This is a genomic window from Streptomyces sp. NPDC127114 (assembly GCF_042677525.1).
Classification (GTDB): Bacteria; Actinomycetota; Actinomycetes; order Streptomycetales; family Streptomycetaceae; genus Streptomyces.
Map to the genome: position 1 here is coordinate 16,587 of NZ_JBHXTJ010000008.1, position 17,984 is coordinate 34,570.

Sequence of the window (17,984 nt, forward strand, 5' to 3'; positions counted from 1 at the left end):
GGGGCGCCGGGGCTCAGGAGGCGCCCAGGAGGCCGACGAAGAGGATCAGGTCGGCGACCACCGCCAGCGGGGCCGTGACCGCGAACAGGGCCCGGCGGGAGGTGTAGCGGGTACGGCGGGGCAGGGACCAGGCGGCGATCAGCAGAGCCAGAGGAACGAGCAGGCCGACCAGGAAGACGGGGAACGCCACGTCGAAGGCGGCGTCGAAGCGGTCGGCCTCCGCCTTGCCGCAGGAGTCGCAGGACATGGGTGAGAAGATTGCGAAGACGAAGGCGAAGAAGCCGACGGGCAGGGTGAGCAGGGTCGAGAACAGCGGGGCGATCCAGGTGCCGGAGGCACGGGTCTCGGAGGCGGTGCCGGGGGCGTTCGTCTGCATGGGGACAGTTCAGCCCGCACCGGGCCGGGGCGGATGAGTACCCGGACTCACCCCGCCCCGGCCGCTGTGCTCAGGACGTCAGGACGTCAGGACGTCGGTACGTCACGACGCCCGTACGTCCGTACGTCACGGCCTCAGTACGTCAGGATCGCCGGGTCCGTCACGCCCGGCGCCCCCGTTTCCACGTGGCCCGCGAGGCGGCGGAGGTAGTCCGCGTTCGACGCGGCCGTGATCGTCACGTCGTACCAGCGGGCGGAGGCCGAGAGGGCGACCGTGTGCGTGGTCGTCGCGCCCTGCGGGACCGGGACGGTCGCGGGCGTGCCGCCGTAGGCGTTGGTGATCGTCACCGTCGTGGACGCGCCCGCGTTGGTGAAGGTCAGGTCCAGCGCGCCCGTCGTCGCGTTGTGGCGGGCCTTGACCTCCGGGACCGCCGTCTTGCCGGGGGAGCGGAAGCGGCGGAGGAAGCCGTTGGGGCCGTGGACCGTGAGGTCGGTGAGGCCCTTGCTGTACTTGGTGTTCCAGGTGTCCGAGAGGGACTTGGCGGCTTCGGTCGTGTAGGTCCACGGCGCGTCCGTGCGGTTCGCGGACGTGATGTAGAACTGCGCGCCGGCCGTCGGGCCGCCGCTGAAGGTGAGGCGGAAGGTGCCGGCGGTCGTGTCGGCGGCGCCGTCGACGTAGGGGGCGTAGGCGAGCGGACGGGTGGGCTTGGAGCCCGGCTCCTGGCGGGGCATGGTGCCGACGGCCGGCGCGGTCGCCAGGAAGTCCGGGTGGCGGTTACGGTCCGGCGGGTAGTACGCGTCGGTCGGGGGCAGCGCGGCCGGCTGGGTCTGCGTGCGCGTGAAGTCGAAGGCCGAGGTCAGGTCGCCGCACACGGCCCGGCGCCACGGCGAGATCTGCGGCTCGCGGACGCCGAAGCGGTTCTCCATGAAGCGGATGATCGACGTGTGGTCGAAGGTCTCGGAGCAGGTGTAGCCGCCGGTGGACCAGGGCGAGACGACGATCATGGGGACGCGCGGGCCGAGGCCGTACGGGCCGGCGACGTAGCCGGTCTTGCCCGGGAAGTAGTCGAGCGTGGTCGGGGTGGTGGAGAGGCCCTGGGACGCCGAGCCCGGGGCGTACGGCGGGACCACGTGGTCGAAGAAGCCGTCGTTCTCGTCGTACGTGATGAACAGGGCGGTACGGGCCCACACGTCCGGGTTCGAGGTCAGCGCGTCCAGGACCTGCGCGATGTACCAGGCGCCGAAGTTGGAGGGCCAGTTGGCGTGCTCCGAGAAGGCCTCGGGCGCGGCGATCCAGGAGATCTGGGGCAGCGCGCCGGCCTGTACGTCCGCGCGCAGGCGGTCGAAGTAGCCCTCGCCGTTCTTGTTGTCCGTGCCCGTGCGCGCCTTGTCGTAGAGCGGGTTGCCGGGCTGGGCGTTGCGGTAGGTGTTGAAGTAGAGGAGCGAGTTGTCGCCGTAGTTGCCGCGGAAGGCGTCGTTGATCCAGCCCCACGAGCCAGCGGCGTTCAGGCCGTCGCCGATGTCCTGGTAGATCTTCCAGGAGATCCCGGCCGCCTCCAGGCGCTCGGGGTAGGTCTTCCAGCCGTAGCCCGCCTCGGCGTTGTTGAGGACGGGGCCGCCGCCCGTGCCGTCGTTGCCGGTGTGACCGGTCCACATGTAGTAGCGGTTCGGGTCGGTCGCGCCGATGAACGAGCAGTGGTACGCGTCGCAGATGGTGAAGGCGTCCGCGAGGGCGTAGTGGAAGGGGATGTCCTCACGGGTGAGGTACGCCATGGTGGCCTTGGTCTTGGCGGGGATCCACTGGTCGTACCTGCCGCCGTTGTAGGCCTTCTGGCCGCCCGCCCAGTCGTGGTTGAGGCCCTGGAGGTACTCCATGCCGAGGTTGTCGCTGGTGGGCCGGAAGGGGAGGGTGACCTTGTTGCCGTCCGACTGGTTCCAGACCGACTTGCCGCTGGGCAGCGTGACCGGGCGCGGGTCGCCGAAGCCCCGTACGCCCTTCATCGCGCCGAAATAGTGGTCGAAGGAACGATTCTCCTGCATCAGGACCACGATGTGCTCGATGTCCTGGATCGTACCGGTCGTGCCCTGCGCCGGTATGGACGCGGCGCGGGCGATGCTGTTCGACAGCATGCTGAACGCGGCGGTGCCGCCCGCCAGTTGCAGGAACCGGCGGCGATTGAGGTCGGCCATGGGGGAGTTTCCTCCGGGATGCGAGCGGACGGGTGGGTGCGGGTGCGGAGCCGGCGGGGCCGGTGGCGAGCGCCCCAAGGAGAGCGCTCGTGAACCACCGCCCGGCGGCCGTCCCATGACTGCCCGTCGTACGCGAGGCGAATCCCCGGTGCTCGAACGTGAAAATCCACCATGGGTGAACGTGAATACTCACAAGCGAACGCCCCTCCCTGGACGGATCCCGGGAGGGGCGGACGATTGTCAACAGAAGTCCACTGCTGTCGTGGGTCGTTGACGAGGGTTGCCCGGCGGTTACTCGACGACGAGCTCGACCTTGATGTTGCCGCGGGTCGCCTTCGAGTACGGGCAGAAGGCGTGGGTCTTCTCCAGGAGGGCCCGGCCCGCCTCGCCCTGGAGGTGGTCCGGGAACTCGGCGCGCATCACGACCGCGAGGCCGAAGCCGCCGTCGGCCGCGTCCTTGCCGATGGAGACCTCGGCGGTGACGGAGGCCTCGGAGACGTCGATCTTCTCCTGGCGGGCCACCACGCCCATGGCGCTCGCGAAGCAGGCCGCGTAGCCGGCGGCGAACAGCTGCTCCGGGTTGGTGCCCTGGCCGTTGCCGCCGAGGGCCACCGGGTGGGCGAGGGGGAGGTCGATGTGGCCGTCGGAGCTGACGGCGCGGCCCTCGCGGCCGTTGGCGGTGGCGACTGCGGTGTAGATCGCGTCCATGTTTTCTTCCGTTCCTCTCCGAGGGGGCGGGCTGGCTGGGTGCTGCCGTGCTTCATTTGTAGCGCGCCATTAAATTGCGCACAACTTAATTGGGTGTGATGCGCGTCTCCCGTACCCTGGACCCATGGACCGACCCACCGACCCCGGCGAGGACTTCCTCCGGCTGGACAATCAGATCTGCTTCTCCCTGCACGCCGCCACCCGCGCCTTCAACGGCGTCTACCGCGGCGCGCTCAAGGAGCTCGGCCTCACCTACCCGCAGTACCTGGTGATGCTGGTCCTGTGGGAGCACGGCGAGCTGCCCGTCAAGGGCATCGGCGAGCGGCTCCGGCTCGACTCCGGCACCCTGTCGCCGCTGCTCAAGCGCCTGGAGGCGGCCGGCTACGTCGAGCGCCGGCGCAGCCCCGAGGACGAGCGGTCCGTCACCGTCCGCGTCACCGGCGACGGCGCGGCGCTCCGGGAGAAGGCCCTCGGCGTGCCGCGCGGGATCGCCGCCGCGACGGGGCTCGACCTGGCCGAGATCCAGGAGCTGCGGGACCGGCTGCACGCCCTTGCCGCCCGCCTCGACGCGGTCGAACCCGGCGCTCTGGACTGCCGCTGACGCCGGACCGGCGTCGAGGGAGATGTCGCGGGACCGGTGACGGAAAGTGGCCGGAACTCACCCGCATGCGATGCCTGCCCGATGCCGGTGGCGGCGGATGGCAGACATCCGCCACCGGCGGCCGGCCCCGCCCGGCCCTCGCCCGGCCCCCGGCCCGGGGCCGCCCTAGGGGGCGGCCAGGGCCTCCAGGGCCGGGACCGTTTCCGCCGGAGTGGGCAGGGCGGCGTTCTCCGCCCGCAGGCGGGCGGCGGCCTCACGCAGCGCGGGTTCGGTGATGAGGCGGGTGAGGAGTGCGGTGTCGACACCGTCGGCGGTGGAGCGCAGGGCGGCGCCGGTCGCGGTGAGGGCGTCGGCGTTGGTGAAGTGGTCGGCGCCCTGGGGCAGGAGCAGCTGGGGCAGGCCGGCCTGGAGCGCGGTGAGCATCGTGCCGGAACCGCCGTGGTGGATCAGCGCGTCGGAGGTCGTCAGCAGCTCGGCGAGCGGGACCCAGGGCAGCGGGCGGACGTTGTCCGGAAGGGTGCCCAGCGGGGTGAGGTCGGCGTCGCCGACGGCGAGCAGGAACTCGGCGTCCACCGACGCGGCGGCCTCCATCAGCCGGATGATGGCGTTGACGCCGTCCATTTCGGTGAGCACGGTGCCCAGGGTGACGACGATGCGCGGCCGGGAGCCGCGGCGCAGCAGCTCGGCGGGGACGGTGCCGCCGCCGTTGTACGGGAGGTAGCGCATCCGCAGGCTCCCCGGGTCGCCGCCGAGCGAGGTGGGGATGATGTCCAGCGCCGTGGCCGCGGCGGGGCCGGGCACACCGTGCGTCTCGTACGCCTCGGTGAAGTGGCCGGCGAGCCGGCGGACCATGTCGAGGCCGGAGGTGACCCCGAAGTTCTGGATCACCGACGGGATCTTGAGCTTGGCCGCGACCAGCGGGGCGGCGGCCTGGAAGGAGTCGTGGACCAGGAGGTCGGCGCCCCAGCCGTCGGCGGCCTCCAGGAGGCCGTCGGTCGTCGGGCGGGAGACGAACGCGAAGGCGCGGGCCGCCCTGTCGAGGATCTGATCCGAGGTCAGCTCGGGTGTGACGTAACGCGCCTCCTCGCCCATGGCCTCCTGGAACACCTCCCGGATGTCGCGGCCGTCCCCGATCTCGACGATCGGGAAACCGGCCTCGCGGAGTCGGTCCAGCGGCCGCGAGCTCGCGAACAGCACCTCGTGGCCGACCGCGCGCAGCGCCTGCGCGGTCGGGATCATCGGGAAGAGGTGGCCGGCCGCGGCCGGTCCGGTGAAGAGTATGCGCACGGTTTCTCCTTGCCATGGTCTGCCGGACGAGGGCGGGTCGTACCCGATCGCCCCCTGTCCGGCGAACCCGCGCGAGGTCGTCGTGTGTTCCGGCGGGGATCGATTATCGGACGTCCCGCATCCCGGGCATTCCCGGCATTTGCGCATCCTCGCGCGCATCGCCGGCCGAGGCCGCGCCCGAGCCGAAATTGTAAGGAGCTCCGACCTGAAGCGCTCCTATACTCGGGTCATGCCCGACATCACCCTGCGGCGCGCCACCGCCGCCGACGCCAAGCGGCTCACCCGGCTCGTCCGCACGTCCTCCGCCTACGCGGGCGAGTACGCGTCCATGGTCGACGGCTACCAGGTGGGCGGCTCGTACATCGAGCACCACCCCGTCCACGTGGCCGTCGACGCCGACGGTCACGTGCTCGGCTTCTACGCCCTCCTCCTCGACGAGGCCGAGCTCGACCTCGCCTTCGTCGCCGACCGCGCCCAGGGTCTCGGCATCGGCCGGATGCTCATCGAGCACATGATCGGCGAGGGCCGCGCCGCCGGTCTCGACGCGATACGGGTGGTCGCCCACCCGCCCGCCGAGGAGTTCTACCTCCGCACCGGCGCCCGCCGCACCGGGACCGTCCAGCCCACCGGACGCATCCACTGGGCCCGCCCGGAACTGCGCTACGACCTCACGGCCGACGCCGCGTGAGCGCCCCCGCCGCCTCCGACACCGAGCCCGTGAAGCGCCGGCTCCTCGCCGACATCACCCCGCTCCGCACCTCCGCCGACTACCGCCGCCTCTGGTTCGGCAACACCGTCACCTGGATCGGGCAGGGCATGACGACCCTGGCCATCTCCCTCCAGGTCTACGACATCACCCGCTCGCCGTTCGCCGTCGGGCTCGTCGGACTCTTCACCCTCGTCCCGCTGGTCGTCTTCGGCCTGTACGGCGGGGCCATCGCCGACACCGTCGACCGCCGCAAGCTCGGCCTGGCCAGCTCCACCGGTCTCGCCGTGCTGTCCGCCGCCCTGGCCGTCGCCGCGTTCGCCGGATTCCACCGGGTCTGGTTCCTCTACGGGATCGTCGCCCTGCAGGCGGTCTGCGCCGCGCTCAACTCGCCCGCCCGCAGCTCGATGATCCCCCGCCTGCTGCCCGCCGAGCAGCTGCGCGCCGCCAACGCGCTCAACTCCATGACCACCACCTTCGGCACGCTCGTCGGACCCAGCCTCGGCGGCGTCGTCGTCGGCCTGGCCGGCTACCAGACCGCGTACCTCATCGACGCGATCGCCTTCTCCGCCTCCCTCTACGCGATGTGGCGGCTGCCGTCGATGCTGCCGGAACGCACCGGCACCAAGCGCGCCTCCGTCCTCGACGGGCTGCGCTTCCTCGCCACCCGCCCCAATCTGCGCATGACGTTCTTCTCCGACTTCTGCGCGATGATCCTGGCCCACCCGCGGGCCCTGTTCCCGGCCGTCGCCGTGCTCTGGTACGGCGGTGACGCCAAGACCACCGGACTCCTGGTCGCCGCACCGGCGTTCGGCGCGCTGCTCGGCGGGGTGCTCTCCGGCTGGCAGGGCCGGATCCGCCACCACGGGCAGGCGATCCTGCTCTCCGTCGCCACGTGGGGCACCGCGATCGCCCTCTTCGGCCTCACCCGGAACCTCTGGCTGGGGCTGCTGCTGCTCGCCCTCGCCGGCTACTCCGACACCGTCTCGATGATCTTCCGGAACACGATGATGCAGGTCGCTGCCCCCGACGAGATGCGCGGCCGGCTCCAGGGCGTGTTCATCGTGGTCGTCGTGGGCGGACCGCGGCTCGGCGACTTCCTGGCGGGCTCGGTGGCCGACCTCACCTCGCCGGCCGTCGCCATCACCGGCGGCGGACTCGCCTGCGTCCTCGCGATCGGCCTGCTCTCCCTCTACGGGAAGGGATTCCGCCGGTACGACGCCCACAACCCGACCGCCTGAGCCGGCGGCCGGGTGCGAGCGACGACCGCGGCGGCTCCGTCGTCCAGGAGATCATCCGAGCGGTGGGCGTGAACGGACGGACGCTCCCGCCGAACGGGTCATCCTGACTCCCGCCCGCGCGTGCGCACTTGCTGCCGTCCCATGCCGAGGTCAGGCTCCGACATGAGCAACCCCGCTCGTCAGGAGGTTTTCATGCGCAAGCTCATCGCCACGGCAGCCCTGGCCGCCGCTGTCGTCCTCACCGGCTCCGGCACGGCACTCGCCCATGGCTGGGAGGGCACCGACAGCGACGCCCCGAGCGTGACCGTGGTGGACCACACGGTCGTCGTCTGCGGCGACTTCAGCCTCTGCCAGGGCGACGGCTCCTGAGCCACGCACCGCGCGATCAGGGGAGGCCCCCTCGGCCGGTCAGGCCGAGGGGGCCTCCTCGTGCCCGACGACGCCCCGCACCACCCCGAGGTCCACGAGGTCCTGGGGGCGCAGGCGGAGCCGGTCGGCGGTGGCCGGGACCTCCGAGGGCGGGCGCTTGAGGATCTGGGCGGCGAGTTCGGGCGCGATGACGGAGAAGTAGGCGTCCGGTGTCACCCAGGTGTTGCCGGGTGCGGCGAGGGCGAGGGCTCCGCCCGAGCCGCCCTCGCCGACGAGCAGCGAGGTGACGGGGGTGCGGGCCTCGGCGATGGCCGTGAAGGCCTCCGCGATGGCCGGTCCCGCGCCCGCCCGCTCGGCCTCGGCGTCGTTGGCCGCGCCGGGCGTGTCGATCAGTGTCAGGACCGGGATCCCGAGCCGGTCCGCGAGCCGCACCAGGCGCGCCACGGTCCGGAACCCGGCGGGCCGGGTCGCCCCGCCGAGCTGCGCGGCGTACGCCACCACCCGCCCGTCGTGCACACCGAACCCGCACTCCACCCCGGCGTCCACGCCACCGGCCCGGTCCCCGCCGACCGCCGCCCGCACCTCGAAGTACGCGTCCAGATAGGCCCCGGCCCGGGGTCGCCGCCCGTCCCTCGCCTGCCGTACGGCGTCCCACCCGCTGCCGGGCAGCCGCAGGCCGCCGAGGGCGCGGGGCGGGGGAGCGGGACGGTCGGAGGAGGGGCCGGGGGTCAGCAGGCGCAGCCACAGCGACAGCACCTCGCGCAGGCGGTCCGGCGGGACGAGCGCGTCCACGTGACCGTGGCGGAGCTGGTCCTCCGCCGTGTAGGCGGCGGGGTCGGCGTGCGCCGGGCGGACCCGGGAGCCCGCGAAGGCGACCTGCGCGGCCGGCAGGGCCAGGACGACGTCGGCGCCGGCGCCGACCGTGGCCCAGCCGCCGCCGGTGGACGGGTCGCGCAGCACCGTCAGGTGCGGCACGCCCGCGGCGCGCAGGCGGACCGCGGCGGCGGCGACGCGCTGGAGCTGGGTGAGGGCGATCATGCCCTCCTGCATGCGGCTGCCGCCGGTCGCGACCAGCGAGACCAGCGGCAGCCGCCGTGCGGCGGCCTCCGCGTACGCGGCGACCAGCCGGTCGCCGGCCGCGCGTCCCAGCGAGCCGCCGAGGAAGCCGAACTCGAAGACGGCCAGGACGCACGGCCGCCCTCCTACGGTCGCCGTCCCGTACAGGACCGACTCGTCCTCGCCGGTGCGTTCGGCGGACCGGGCCCGGGAGGCGTCGTAGTCCGGCCAGCCGAGCGGGTCGAGCCGGCCCGGCGGCGCGGCCACCGCCTCGAAGTCGTCCGTCACCAGGGCGACCGCCTCCCGGGCGGTGAGCCGCTCAGGCACGGCCGGCCCCGGGCAGCGCCTTCTTCAGGACCTTGCCCATGTCGTTGCGGGGCAGCGCCGCGAGGAAGCGGACCTCGCGGGGGCGCTTGTGCGGGGCGAGGAGCGAGGCGACGTGGTCCGCGAGCTCGGCGGACTCCGGCGGGTCGGCCGGGTCGGCCGGCACCACCCACGCGACGATCCGCTCGCCCAGGTCCGGGTCGGCCTCGCCGGTGACGGCGGCCTCACGGACCCCGGGGTGGTCGAGCAGGGCGTTCTCGATCTCACCGGCGCCGATCTTGTAGCCGCCGCTCTTGATGAGGTCGGTCGCCTTGCGGCCCACGATCCGTACGTGGCCGTCGGGTTCCCGTACCGCCATGTCGCCGGTGCGGAACCAGCCGTCCTCGGTGAAGGCGGCCGCCGTGGCGTCCGGACGGTTGAGGTACGCGGTGAACAGGTTCGGGCCCCGCACCTGGATCTCGCCGACCGTCTCGCCGTCGTACGCCGCCGCGCCGAGGACCGAGCCGTCCTCCTCCGCGAGCCGCAGCTCGACGCCGCCGAGCGGCAGGCCGACCGAGCCGGGGCGCGGGCCGGAGCCGGGGTCGGCGCCCACGGAACACAGCATCAGCGTCTCGGTCATGCCGTAGCGCTCGACGACCGTCCGGCCGGTCGCCGCCCGGATCCGCTCGTGGTCGTGCACGGGGAGCGCCGCCGAGCCGGAGACCAGCAGCCGGGCCTCCGTCAGGGACCGGGCGAGCGCCGGGTCGTGGGGGAGTGCCTCAGCGAGCCGGTGGTACATGGTCGGCACGCCGAAGAGCATGGTGCCGCCGCCGTCCCCCAGCTCCTTCGCGACGCCCTCGACGGAGAAGCCGCCCAGGTGCCGCAGCTCGCCGCCGCGCCGCAGCGGGCCGAGGACGCCCAGGACGAGGCCGTGGACGTGGAACAGCGGCAGCCCGTGCACGAGGACGTCCCGGTCCGTCCAGGCCCAGGTGTCGGCGAGCGCGTCGAGGGAGGCGGCGATCGCGCGGCGGGAGAGGACGACGCCCTTGGGCGGGCCGGTCGTCCCGGAGGTGTAGACGATCAGGGCGGGGGTCTCCGGGTCGCGCGGCTCGTCCGCGAGGGGCCCGGCCGCGCGGATGTCCACGTCGGTCCGGGGCAGCGCGGCGAGCCCCGCCGGAAGCTCGTCCCCGGCGCCCGCGAGGATGACACCGGGCTCGCTGTCGCCGAGGATGTGCGCCAGTTCGCGTTCCCCGACGCGGGGGTTGAGCGGGACCGCCGGTACGCCCGCGAGCAGCGCGGCGACGACGGCGACGGCGGTCTCCGCCGTAGGGGTGGCCCAGACGGCGACCCGCCCGGCGGCCGGCAGCCGGGGGGCCAGGGCTCCGGCGGCGCGCGCCAGTTCCTCGTACGTCAGGGTGTCGGCGCCGAAGCGCAGGGCGGGCCGGTCGGATCGGGCCTTCAGGGCCGGGAACAGGGCGCTCATGGGCGCATTCTGCCCATCCGTCAGGTGGGGCGTGCTGCGACCTTGCTCACTTCGGGGGCGGGCGTGTCGGCCTCCGGCCGGACGTTCCGCATCCGTCCGTACGCGTACACGCAGCCCGCGAGCGCCAGGTCGGACAGGAGCATGAAGCCGATCGAGTACGAGTCCTTGGCGCTGTAGATCGCGCCCATGACCAGCGGCGGGACGAAGCCGCCGAGGCCGCCCGTCGCGCCGACGATGCCGGTGACGCTGCCGACCCGCGCCTGCGGGGTGACCTGGGAGACCAGGGCGAAGACCGAACCGCTCGCGGTGCCGAGGCCGGCGGCCATGACGAGCAGGGCGGTCGTGCCGCCCGGGTTCAGCGGCGGGTCGAAGGCCTGGACGACGGCGAACAGAGCGACGACGCCGAGCGCGACGGCGGTCACCACGGCCGGGTGGATCCGGTCCGAGAGCCAGCCGCCGACCGGCCGGAAGACGACGGTCACCAGGGCGAATCCGGCGGCCTTGGTGCCCGCGTCGGTCGGGTCCAGCCCGTACCAGGTCTTCAGGTACGTCGGCAGGTAGACGCCGAAGGCGACGATGCCGCCGAAGCCGATCGCGTACAGCGCGGACAGCTCCCAGGTGACCCGCAGCCGCCCGGCCCGGCCGAGGCGGTGGGCGAGGGACGCGGACGGGACGGGCCGGTCGGGGCGGTCGGTGATGAGCACGGCGGCGAACACGGCGTACGCGGCGAGGGCGATCGCCACCACGACGAACGGCAGGTTCTCGCCGTGCATGGCGATGCGCGGAGTGAAGTAGCCGGAGAGCGCCACACCGCCCATGCCCATGCCGAAGACGCCGAGCGCGAAGCCGCGCCTGGCGGGCGGGAACCAGGAGTTGACGAGCGGGATGCCGATGGCGAACGTCGTGCCGCCGAGGCCGAGCAGGAAGGCCACGACGAGCATCAGCCCGTAGCTGTCCTTGACGACGATCAGGAGCAGTACGGGCACGATGGTGAGGGCCGACACGGCGGGGAACATCAGCTTGGCGCCGTACCGGTCCGTGAGCGCGCCGGCCGGGATGCGGCCCAGCGAGCCGACGAGCACCGGGACGGCGACGAGCAGCGACTGCTGGAACGAGCTGAGCGAGAGCCGGTCCCCGTACCAGCTGCCGAGCGGGGCGATCAGGTCCCATGCCCAGAAGGTGAGCGTGAAGCCGACGGTGGCCAGGAGGAGATTGCGGTAGGCGGCCGTGGGGATCTTCGTCTCCGGGGCGGCGGGCTTCGCTTCGATGTCCACGTCCCCAGTCAAGATCGGGGGCGGCGCGGTTGCGCGCGGGACTACTCCGTACGGGAGGGCGGCTCGGGGCCTCGGCTCAGGGCCAGGTCACCGTCGCCGGCGGGGTGCCGTCGTCCTCGACGCGCAGTCGCAGGCCCGTGTCGTCGGCGGTCACCTCCACCGTCACCGCGCCGATGCCGGGGCGACGGTGGGCCGAGGCGAGCGCGCCGCGCAGGGCGGCGAGCAGCCGGTCGGCCGAGGCCTCGTCGGCGAGGGTGTCGACGGCGCCGGAGAAGTGCACGGACGGCTGGAAGCCGAGCAGCGCCGCCGCCCCGCCGGTCTCGCGCAGCACCCGGCCGCGGAAGGAGGCCGGGGCGTCGGCGGGTGGCTGCTGGAGCGCGAAGATGGTCGTACGGACCTCCTGGATCGTGGAGTCCAGTTCGTCGACGGCCCGGCCGAGCAGCGTGTCGACCTCCCGCACCGCCGCCCGGCGCCGGGTCGACTCCAGCATCATCTCGGTGGCGAAGAGGCGTTGGACGACCAGGTCGTGCAGGTCGCGGGCGATCCGGTCGCGGTCCTCGTAGACGGCGAGCTGCTCGCGGTCGTGCTGGGCGTCGGCGAGGACCAGGGCGAGCGCGGCCTGCGAGGCGAACTGGGAGGCGAGCAGCCGGTCGACCGCGGTGTACGGGCGGTCGCCGCGCCGCCGCGGCAGCGCGAGGGTACCGATGAGCTTGCCGCCGCTCTGCAGCGGCAGCATCATCGAGGGCCCGAAGCGGCTGCGTACGTGGGTGGTCATCCGGGGATCCGTCGCCGAGTCCTCGACGAACACCGGCTCGCCGCCGAGCAGCTGGACCAGGACGGGGGAGCCGGGCGCGATCGTGGTGCCGACGAGGTCGCCCGGGTCGTCGGGCGTGGAGGCGGCGACGATCTCCATGCCGCCCTCCTCGGTGGGCTGGAGCACCACGCCGGCCGAGGCGTCGGCCAGCAGCCGGGCCCGCTCGGCGACGGTCGTCAGGGCGTCCTGGGCGGGCCTGCCGGTGAGGAGCGCGGTGGTCACGGCGGCGGCCCCCTCGATCCAGCGCTCGCGCTGGCGGGCCGTCTCGTAGAGGCGGGCGTTGCCGATGGCGATGCCGGCCTGGGAGGCGAGGACGCGGAGGAGGGCCAGGTCCTCCTCGGTGAAGGGGCCGGCGTGTTTGTCGGTGAGGTAGAGGTTGCCGAACACCTCGGTGTGGACGCGGATGGGCACGCCGAGGAAGGAGCGCATCGCGGGGTGGCCTTCGGGCACGCCGGAGGAGCGCGGGTCGGCGGTCAGGTCGTCGAGCCGGAGCGGCTGCGGGTCCTGGACGAGGACGCCGAGGAGTCCGGTGTGGCCGTCGGGGAGGCGGCCGATCCGGGCCCGCTGCTCGTCGGTCATGCCGGAGGTGAACAGCTCGGTGATCCGGCGGCGCTCGGGGTCGACGACCCCGAGCGCACCGTAGCGGGCGCCGGTCAGCGCGGTGGCGGTCTCCACGAGGTGCTGGAGGGTGGCCCGCAGTTCGAGCTCGCTGCCGACGGCGAGGACGGCCTCCAGGAGCATGGGCAGACGGGGCTCCGGGCCGTCGTCGCCCGTCCCGTCGCCCGCCTCGTCCATGATCGGCACGGGTCCATTGTCGTACGAAACGCCCGGCTTCGTGGTCAGTCCTCCTCGGCTCGGGCGTCCTCGGCCAGCGGGTCGAGCACGAGCGGCTGGATCCGGCCCTCCAGCATCGCGCCGAGGCCGAGCACGGCGCACACGTCGGGCCGCTCGGCGATGTGCACGGGCATGCCGGTCGCCTCGCGCAGCATCTGGTCGAGGCCGGGGAGGAGGGCGCTGCCGCCGACCATCATGATGCCGCGGTCGGCGAGGTCGGCCACGAGGTCGGGCGGGCAGTCGCGGAGCACCTTGCCGATGCCGTCGAGGACGGCGGTGAGCGGGGTCTGGATGGCCTCGCGTACGGCGGCGGTGTCGACGGTCACCGAGCGGGCGAGGCCGGTGGCCACGTCACGGCCGTGGATCTCGGTGAAGGTGGGGCCCTGGACCGTCAGGCCGTTGCCGTGCAGCGCCACTTGCAGGGGCCGCACCGACTGGCTGGGCAGCATCAGCTCGTGCTGGTGGCGCAGGTGCTGGATGACGGCGTGGTCGATGGCGTCGCCGCCGACGGGCATGCGCTCGGCGGTGACGATCGCGCCGAGCGAGAGGACGGCGACCTGGGTGGTGGCCGCGCCGCACACCATGATCATGGTGGCGGTCGGCTGCTCGACCGGGAGTCCGCAGCCCACGGCCGCCGCGATCAGGGTGTCGACCAGCTCCACCCGGCGGGCGCCGAGGCCGACGAGGGTCTCGACGGCAGCGCGCTGGGCGAGCGGGTCGCTGTCGTGCGGGGTGCAGGCGGCGGCGCGCAGCCGGGGCTTGCGGCGCAGCTGGCGGCGGAGCTTGTCACCGAGGAGGTGACGGAGCATCCGCTGGGCCATCTCGATGTCGACGACGGTGCCGCCGGACACCGGGCGGACCACCCGGATGTAGTCGGGGGTGCGGCCGGTCATCTTCTCGGCGAGCGCGCCGACGGCGATGAGCGCGCCGGTGCGGGTGTTGACGGCGGCGACGGACGGCTCGTCGACGACGAGTCCGGCGCCCTTGACGAAGACGCGGGTGCGGGCGGCGCCCAGGTCGACGGCGACATGGCAGCGGCGCAGCTGCTCAAGGCTGACGGTCACGGCGGTCCTCCGGAGTGCGGTGCTGGCACGGGTGAGGCGGCGCGCGGGGCGCGGTCCTTGTTCGCATCGTCCTGCCGCACCGCACGGGGCGCGCGCTGAGCTGAGCCGCCCGGGGGTGACCGTCCGCTGACGGAACGTCAGGCCTGGGGCAGGGCTTCACGCGGGGTGGAGCGTGCGCGACGGACGAGGACGGGGCGGCCGTGCGGGGCGCCGGAGGCCGCTGACCAGCCGATCTGTCAGGGCGGCGGCGGGCCGGGGCGGTCGGGGCGGTGAAACGGTCGGCCCGGCAGGCAGGTGAGCGGCGGGTCCGTCAGGCCGGTGGCCGGTCGGCCGCAGGCCGGTGAACCGTCGGTCCGGCAGACAGCTGAGCGGTCGGCCCGTCAGGTCGGTTCCGGCGTTCCGCCGCCTCCCCGCGTGTTCAGCGGCGGAACGGTGCGCTGGAGCAGGCCCCAGGCGAACTCCGCCGCCGCGCGTTCGCCGTCGGGCAGGGTGAAGTCGAGGCGGGCGAGGGCCGGGCCCACGCCCTCGCGGGGTTCGACGTCGCGGAAGGCCCGCCAGACCTCGTCGATCGTGCAGTGCCAGGGGCGCAGGTCCTCGGCGGTGCGCAGCCGCGGTGCGGGCGCACCGGGTGCGCGGGTCAGGGTGCGGGACCAGACGGCGCGGCCCGGCCCGACGAGCACGGTGAACCGCAGGTCAGGCCAGAGCGGCAGCGGCCACAGCCACGCCTCGCTCCCGCCGCGCACCGCGTGCCGGGCCTCCGGCTCGCCGAGGGCCTGCCGGTAGCGGTCGAGCTCGCCCCGGCCGCCATGAAGGGAAGGGGCCGCGCGAAGCGCGTCAGGCAGGGTGGCGGCGGGTGACGGGCGGGCGTGTGCCCACGCCTGCCAGCGTTTGTTGGCCTCGCGCATCTCGGTGCGGCCCGCGCCGAGTTCGCGCAGGGCCTCGTCGACAAGACCGGCCTGATGGTCCGCCATCCGGCGGAGCAGGACGAGCTGGAACTCGTACGGTCCGAAGGGGGCGGAAATCCGGGCGGCAGGGGTCATGCGCCCATCCTGCCCGAAGGGGGAGAATCGCGGCGGCACGCCGACGACCTGCGGTTTCCTCACAGGATCCTCACGTTCGCGTCTATCAGTGGAGTCCCCGGGCCGCATAGCCTGCGGGCGCCATGGACTACTGCCACCAGTGCCGACGGCATCTCAACGGCGCCCTGGCCTGTGCGGGCTGCGGGACCCCCGCCGAGGAGCTGCGGTACTTCGCTCCCCCCACGTCCTTCCGGCCGCCCGCGGCGGCACCGGCACCGGCACCTGCACCGGAACCGACGGACACCCCGTCGTCCGCCGTGCCGGAGTCCGGTCCGGACCTCGGTCCGGAGTTCAGTTACGAACTGGACCCGCTCGAGCCGCCCCGCCCGGCCGAGGGGCGCGCCGCCGCGCGCCGCCGCGCCAAGGGCGGCGGCAGGAGCGCCGTCGCCGCCGGCCGCGGCGGGCGCCGGGCGCGCTCGCGGCGCGGCCGTACGGTCCTGCTCACCACCCTCGGCTTCGTGCTCGCGGCCGGTTCGCTGAGCATGGCCAAGCTGGCCCTCGAACCTCCGCAGGACGGCGGCCCCGCCACCGCCGTCGAGCAGGAGGAGGCCGTCGAGGTGCCCCTCGACCCGGAGCAGCCGACGCCCTCCGAGAGCGGTCGCCCCGACGGCCCGGGGCCGGTCGAGTCCGGCACGGCGCGCCCGACGACCACGCCCCACCCGGCACGCGGCTCCGGCCGCGACGGCGGCACGGGCGAGGGCACGGGAACCGGAACGGGTACGGGTACGGGAAGCGGTTCCGGTACGGGCCCGGGCTCCGGGTCCGGCGACGGCGCGGGCGACGGGCCGGGACCCTCGCCGCGGGCGACGACCGGCGCCCCCACGGCTCCCTCCGGCACGCCCGGCGGCACGGCCACGCCCACGGCGAGCGGTTCGGTGCCGGGGCCCTCGTCCACCGCGCCGGCACCCACCACGACGCCCAGCCCGGAACCGACGTGCAACTGGTTCCTCTGGTGGTGCGTCTAGGGGCTGTCCGGGGCGGGCGCTACGCGCCGGCCGGTGCCGTCGGCTCGCCCAGCATGCGCTTCAGCAGGTCGCGCAGCAGCGTGCGCTCCACCTCGGTGAGCTCGCCCAGCGGCTCCCGGGCGAAATGCAGGGCGTCGCGCAGACGGCGGGCCGTCTCGCGGCCCTCGTCGGTGGGCGCGGCCACCTTGACCCGGCGGTCGGCCGGGTCGGGTCTGCGCTCCACCAGGCCGCGGGATTCCAGCCGGTCGATGATCCCGGTGACGTTCGAGGGCTCGCACTTGAGCTGCTCGGCGATCTTCCGCATGGGCGTGGGCTCCAGGGCGAGCAGCCCGAGGACCCGGGCCTGCGCCCCGGTGAGGGCGTGCGCGGCCGCGGCCTGCTCGTACTCCTCGTGGTAGCGGGCCACGACCGAGCCGATGAGTTCCACGACCTCGCGGGTCAGGGGGTCCGTGCGTGAGGTGGGCATGGGCACCATCGTACTCCGATACTTGACAACCTGAAATATCCAGGCGCATGGTTGTTTCAGCTAGTGAAACTTTCTCAGGAGGCACCGCAGATGTCCGTACTCCCCGCGTCCAGCCGTGAGTGGCACCTCGTCGCCCGCCCGCACGGCTGGCCCGTCCCCGCGGACTTCGCGCTCCGCGAGACGCCGGTCGCCGAGCCGGCCGAGGGCCGCATCCTCGTGCGCAACCTGCACTTCTCGGTGGACCCGTACATGCGCGGCCGGATGAACGACGTGAAGTCGTACATACCGCCCTTCCAGCTGGACCACCCCATGGACGGCGGCGCGGTCGGCGAGGTCGTCGCCTCCAACGCCGAGGGCTTCGCCGTCGGCGACCACGTGCTGCACGGTCTCGGCTGGCGGGAGTACGCGGACGTGCCCGCCCGGCACGCCACCAAGGTCGACCCGGAGCTCGCCCCGCTCTCCACCTACCTCGGCGTGCTCGGCATGCCGGGCCTCACCGCCTACGCCGGTCTCTTCGAGGTCGCCTCCTTCAAGGAGGGCGACGCCGTGTTCGTCTCCGGCGCGGCCGGTGCGGTCGGCAGCCAGGTCGGCCAGATGGCCCGGCTCAAGGGCGCCTCCCGGGTCATCGGCTCGGCCGGCTCGGACGAGAAGGTGAAGTGGCTGGTCGAGGAGCTCGGCTTCGACGCCGCCTTCAACTACAAGAACGGCCCGGTCAAGGACCAGCTGCGCGAGGCCGCCCCGGACGGCATCGACGTCTACTTCGACAACGTCGGCGGCGACCACCTGGAGGCCGCCATCTCCTCGCTCAACGTGCACGGCCGCGCCACCATCTGCGGCATGATCGCCCAGTACAACGACACGGAGCCGGTCCCCGGCCCGCGCAACATGGCCATGATCATCGGCAAGCGCCTGCGCCTCCAGGGCATCCTCGTCGGCGACCACTACGGGCTGCAGCAGCAGTTCGTCCAGGAGGTCGGCGGCTGGCTGCGCTCCGGCGAGCTGAAGTACGGCGAGACCTTCGTCGAGGGCATCGAGAACGGCGTGGACGCCTTCCTCGGTCTGCTCCGCGGCGACAACACCGGAAAGATGATCGTTTCCGCGACCCGTTAGTCTTCCCTCAGCCGTCGCGATCGTGGGCGCGAGTCGCGGCGAACCGCAGAAGGAAGACA

17 protein-coding genes are annotated in these 17,984 nt (G+C 73.6%); 6 read left to right on the forward strand and 11 right to left on the reverse strand.

The genetic code is table 11. The annotated features are described in order from the left end of the window. Nucleotides 1–13 precede the first annotated feature (13 nt). From ACFVGS_RS10685 to ACFVGS_RS10695, 3 genes are all read right to left on the reverse strand, one after another. A complete protein-coding gene (locus ACFVGS_RS10685; protein WP_385692212.1) occupies nucleotides 14–376 on the reverse strand; it encodes a hypothetical protein in 363 nt (120 codons plus the stop codon). 134 nt (nucleotides 377–510) lie between these two features. Continuing rightward, nucleotides 511–2,565 (reverse strand): phosphocholine-specific phospholipase C, encoded by a 2,055-nt coding sequence (locus ACFVGS_RS10690; RefSeq protein ID WP_385692214.1) that lies wholly within the window; start codon nucleotides 2,563–2,565, stop codon nucleotides 511–513. A 291-nt stretch (nucleotides 2,566–2,856) separates the two neighbouring features. After that, entirely contained in the window at nucleotides 2,857–3,273 is a 417-nt protein-coding gene (locus ACFVGS_RS10695) for an organic hydroperoxide resistance protein (RefSeq protein WP_385692216.1), read from the reverse strand. 124 nt (nucleotides 3,274–3,397) lie between these two features. Here ACFVGS_RS10695 and ACFVGS_RS10700 point away from each other — a divergent pair, with 124 nt between their 5' ends. Further along, nucleotides 3,398–3,874, forward strand: a complete 477-nt coding sequence (locus ACFVGS_RS10700; RefSeq protein WP_385692218.1) for a MarR family winged helix-turn-helix transcriptional regulator — start codon at nucleotides 3,398–3,400, stop codon at nucleotides 3,872–3,874. 165 nt (nucleotides 3,875–4,039) lie between these two features. Here ACFVGS_RS10700 and ACFVGS_RS10705 read toward each other — a convergent pair whose 3' ends face one another. Then, the gene (locus ACFVGS_RS10705) at nucleotides 4,040–5,161 is read right to left on the reverse strand and encodes a nucleotide disphospho-sugar-binding domain-containing protein (RefSeq protein WP_385692220.1); all 1,122 of its coding nucleotides are present in this window, start codon (nucleotides 5,159–5,161) and stop codon (nucleotides 4,040–4,042) included. 229 nt (nucleotides 5,162–5,390) lie between these two features. On the opposite strand from ACFVGS_RS10705, the gene ACFVGS_RS10710 reads away from it, so the two are divergent. The 3 genes from ACFVGS_RS10710 (at nucleotide 5,391) to ACFVGS_RS10720 (ending at nucleotide 7,477) form a co-directional block, all read left to right on the forward strand. Continuing rightward, on the forward strand, nucleotides 5,391–5,849 hold the full coding sequence (locus tag ACFVGS_RS10710) for a GNAT family N-acetyltransferase (RefSeq protein WP_384415698.1): 459 nt from the start codon (nucleotides 5,391–5,393) through the stop codon (nucleotides 5,847–5,849). Next, the gene (locus ACFVGS_RS10715; RefSeq protein WP_384415701.1) at nucleotides 5,846–7,108 is read left to right on the forward strand and encodes an MFS transporter; all 1,263 of its coding nucleotides are present in this window, start codon (nucleotides 5,846–5,848) and stop codon (nucleotides 7,106–7,108) included. The genes ACFVGS_RS10710 and ACFVGS_RS10715 overlap by 4 nt, the downstream gene beginning before the upstream one ends. Nucleotides 7,109–7,300: 192 nt before the next feature. Further along, nucleotides 7,301–7,477 (forward strand): hypothetical protein, encoded by a 177-nt coding sequence (locus ACFVGS_RS10720; RefSeq protein WP_385435744.1) that lies wholly within the window; start codon nucleotides 7,301–7,303, stop codon nucleotides 7,475–7,477. Between the two features lie 39 nt (nucleotides 7,478–7,516). Here ACFVGS_RS10720 and ACFVGS_RS10725 read toward each other — a convergent pair whose 3' ends face one another. From ACFVGS_RS10725 to ACFVGS_RS10750, 6 genes are all read right to left on the reverse strand, one after another. Beyond that, a complete protein-coding gene (locus ACFVGS_RS10725; RefSeq protein ID WP_385435743.1) occupies nucleotides 7,517–8,860 on the reverse strand; it encodes a carboxyl transferase domain-containing protein in 1,344 nt (447 codons plus the stop codon). Continuing rightward, a complete protein-coding gene (locus ACFVGS_RS10730) occupies nucleotides 8,853–10,319 on the reverse strand; it encodes an acyl-CoA synthetase (RefSeq protein ID WP_384415704.1) in 1,467 nt (488 codons plus the stop codon). The genes ACFVGS_RS10725 and ACFVGS_RS10730 overlap by 8 nt, the downstream gene beginning before the upstream one ends. Before the next feature lie 20 nt (nucleotides 10,320–10,339). Further along, nucleotides 10,340–11,587 (reverse strand): nitrate/nitrite transporter, encoded by a 1,248-nt coding sequence (locus ACFVGS_RS10735; protein ID WP_385692404.1) that lies wholly within the window; start codon nucleotides 11,585–11,587, stop codon nucleotides 10,340–10,342. 82 nt (nucleotides 11,588–11,669) lie between these two features. After that, entirely contained in the window at nucleotides 11,670–13,202 is a 1,533-nt protein-coding gene (locus tag ACFVGS_RS10740; RefSeq protein WP_384415720.1) for a GAF domain-containing protein, read from the reverse strand. A gap of 44 nt (nucleotides 13,203–13,246) precedes the next feature. Next, nucleotides 13,247–14,305 (reverse strand): rod shape-determining protein, encoded by a 1,059-nt coding sequence (locus tag ACFVGS_RS10745; RefSeq protein WP_384415707.1) that lies wholly within the window; start codon nucleotides 14,303–14,305, stop codon nucleotides 13,247–13,249. Nucleotides 14,306–14,685: 380 nt separating this feature from the next. Beyond that, complete coding sequence (locus tag ACFVGS_RS10750) at nucleotides 14,686–15,345, reverse strand: hypothetical protein (protein WP_384415710.1); 660 nt, start codon at nucleotides 15,343–15,345, stop codon at nucleotides 14,686–14,688. Nucleotides 15,346–15,467: 122 nt separating this feature from the next. On the opposite strand from ACFVGS_RS10750, the gene ACFVGS_RS10755 reads away from it, so the two are divergent. Further along, on the forward strand, nucleotides 15,468–16,349 hold the full coding sequence (locus ACFVGS_RS10755; RefSeq protein WP_385692224.1) for a hypothetical protein: 882 nt from the start codon (nucleotides 15,468–15,470) through the stop codon (nucleotides 16,347–16,349). Between the two features lie 19 nt (nucleotides 16,350–16,368). Here the strand turns inward: ACFVGS_RS10755 and ACFVGS_RS10760 are convergent, their stop codons facing one another. Continuing rightward, the gene (locus ACFVGS_RS10760; RefSeq protein WP_384417454.1) at nucleotides 16,369–16,815 is read right to left on the reverse strand and encodes a MarR family winged helix-turn-helix transcriptional regulator; all 447 of its coding nucleotides are present in this window, start codon (nucleotides 16,813–16,815) and stop codon (nucleotides 16,369–16,371) included. A 90-nt stretch (nucleotides 16,816–16,905) separates the two neighbouring features. Between ACFVGS_RS10760 and ACFVGS_RS10765 the strand changes: the two genes are divergently transcribed. After that, entirely contained in the window at nucleotides 16,906–17,925 is a 1,020-nt protein-coding gene (locus ACFVGS_RS10765; protein ID WP_384417451.1) for an NADP-dependent oxidoreductase, read from the forward strand. Nucleotides 17,926–17,984 lie beyond the last annotated feature (59 nt).

Bases quoted from the DNA above. Each gene is read 5' to 3' on its own strand.
- ACFVGS_RS10755 (WP_385692224.1), top strand. From the start codon at position 15,468: ATGGACTACTGCCACCAGTGCCGACGGCATCTCAACGGCGCCCTGGCC.
- ACFVGS_RS10765 (WP_384417451.1), top strand. From the start codon at position 16,906: ATGTCCGTACTCCCCGCGTCCAGCCGTGAGTGGCACCTCGTCGCCCGC.
- ACFVGS_RS10710 (WP_384415698.1), top strand. From the start codon at position 5,391: ATGCCCGACATCACCCTGCGGCGCGCCACCGCCGCCGACGCCAAGCGG.
- ACFVGS_RS10700 (WP_385692218.1), top strand. From the start codon at position 3,398: ATGGACCGACCCACCGACCCCGGCGAGGACTTCCTCCGGCTGGACAAT.
- ACFVGS_RS10760 (WP_384417454.1), bottom strand. From the start codon at position 16,815: ATGCCCACCTCACGCACGGACCCCCTGACCCGCGAGGTCGTGGAACTC.
- ACFVGS_RS10685 (WP_385692212.1), bottom strand. From the start codon at position 376: ATGCAGACGAACGCCCCCGGCACCGCCTCCGAGACCCGTGCCTCCGGC.
- ACFVGS_RS10730 (WP_384415704.1), bottom strand. From the start codon at position 10,319: ATGAGCGCCCTGTTCCCGGCCCTGAAGGCCCGATCCGACCGGCCCGCC.
- ACFVGS_RS10720 (WP_385435744.1), top strand. From the start codon at position 7,301: ATGCGCAAGCTCATCGCCACGGCAGCCCTGGCCGCCGCTGTCGTCCTC.
- ACFVGS_RS10740 (WP_384415720.1), bottom strand. From the start codon at position 13,202: ATGGACGAGGCGGGCGACGGGACGGGCGACGACGGCCCGGAGCCCCGT.
- ACFVGS_RS10750 (WP_384415710.1), bottom strand. From the start codon at position 15,345: ATGACCCCTGCCGCCCGGATTTCCGCCCCCTTCGGACCGTACGAGTTC.
- ACFVGS_RS10690 (WP_385692214.1), bottom strand. From the start codon at position 2,565: ATGGCCGACCTCAATCGCCGCCGGTTCCTGCAACTGGCGGGCGGCACC.
- ACFVGS_RS10695 (WP_385692216.1), bottom strand. From the start codon at position 3,273: ATGGACGCGATCTACACCGCAGTCGCCACCGCCAACGGCCGCGAGGGC.